This window comes from Bacillus thermotolerans (genome assembly GCF_000812025.2).
Lineage (GTDB): Bacteria > Bacillota > Bacilli > Bacillales > Domibacillaceae > Quasibacillus > Quasibacillus thermotolerans.
In genome coordinates this window covers 1-1,446 of the sequence record NZ_JWJE02000111.1, presented here as the reverse complement: position 1 = coordinate 1,446, position 1,446 = coordinate 1, and the positions used below count along the sequence as shown (strand labels likewise).

1 protein-coding gene is annotated in these 1,446 nt (G+C 42.5%); it reads right to left on the bottom strand.

All coding sequences use genetic code 11. From position 1 onward, the window contains the following. Window positions 1-35 precede the first annotated feature (35 nt). Window positions 36-1,393, bottom strand: a protein-coding gene (locus QY97_RS20200; protein ID WP_099098600.1) for an IS3 family transposase whose coding sequence is annotated in 2 segments (ribosomal slippage) — window positions 36-940 and window positions 940-1,393 — 1,359 coding nt in all. Because the reading frame shifts where the segments join, the coding sequence is not laid out codon by codon here. Between the last annotated feature and the right edge of the window lie 53 nt (window positions 1,394-1,446).

Genomic DNA, 1,446 nt, shown 5'->3' with positions numbered 1-1,446 from the left:
TGAAGTGACCCCCATAAGTTAGACAGGTTATTTCATTAGGCAATTTGTTGGGCATGAGTCCGGTATTGCACCGGGCTCATACCTTTTAATTTTGCCTTAATTCGTCTGTGGTTATAGTAATCAATGTACTTGGCTAGTTCTTTCTTAAAGTGCTCCATGCTCTCAAACTCCTTCAAATAAAGAAACTCCGATTTCATAATACCGAAGAAATTTTCCATCACCGCGTTGTCGAGACAGTTCCCCTTGCGGGACATGCTTTGTGTAATGCCTCGTTCGTTTAGGGCCTGGCGGTATTTTCTCATCTGATAGTGCCAGCCTTGATCTGAATGCATAAGAAGGACATCCCCGGGTGTCAAGCGTTTAAAAGCTTGGTCCAGCATAGTGGAAACCAGTGAGTAGGTGGGCCTTGGGCCAATAGTGTAGGTAATAATCTCTCCATTGTATAAGTCTAATACGGGTGACAAATATTGCTTTTCACCGAACAGTTTAAATTCTGTAATATCAGTGACCCATTTCTCATTTGGTTTTTCAGCCTGAAACTGGCGGCCTAGAATGTTAGAGGCTGTCTTCCCGATAGTCCCTTTATATGATTTATACTTTTTTATACGCACAAGGCATTTTAAGTCAAGTTCTTTCATGATACGCTGCACTTTCTTGTGGTTCACCCTGTGGCCGCGATTCGCTAGTTCGTCTCGAATACGGCGATAGCCATACCGGCCTTCATGTTCGTCATAAATTATTTGGATGAGGTCTTTTAGCTCTGTATCTGAATCGGGACGGCCGAAGGTTTTCACCCAGTAATAGTAGGTGCTGCGGGGAATGCCAGCGATCCGGAGGAGCGCTTTTATCGGAAATTTATGCCTTAATTCATAGATTACTTGTGCTTTGTCTTGTTTGGTGATTTTTCTTTGTTCTGAACTAAGGCATTCAACTTTTTTAAATAGGCATTCTCCATGCGCAAACGTTCTAATTCGGCCTGCATCTCCTCCATGGAATTTCCCGTTGGGTGTTTCTTCTCTTTTTGCTTCTTGTCATTTTTCATGGGTGGTCGCCCCTTTTTCTTGGTTTTCAGGGCAGCCAATCCTTGTGTTTCATACAAGTGTTGCCATGTCCACAGGGTGGAATCAGAAGGCAAGTTAAAGATCGCAGCTGTTTCAAAGATAGACGTCCCATTTTCGTTCATATAGTTGAGTACATCTAGTTTATAATGTACGGAATAATTTGTATAGGACGCTGAAAAAGCTTTTTCCCCATGATATTGATATTTTCTCACCCAAAACTGAAGACGGCTTCGATTCATGCCAAGCTCTTTGGCAAGGGCTGTGTAACCTTCTACCCCCTCTAAATAACGTTTCACTGTATTCATTTTTTCCTGGGCTGTAAATTTGACCAAAAGAAAAGCACCTCCAAATATTAGACCGTGTCTAACATTTGGGGTGCACCTCA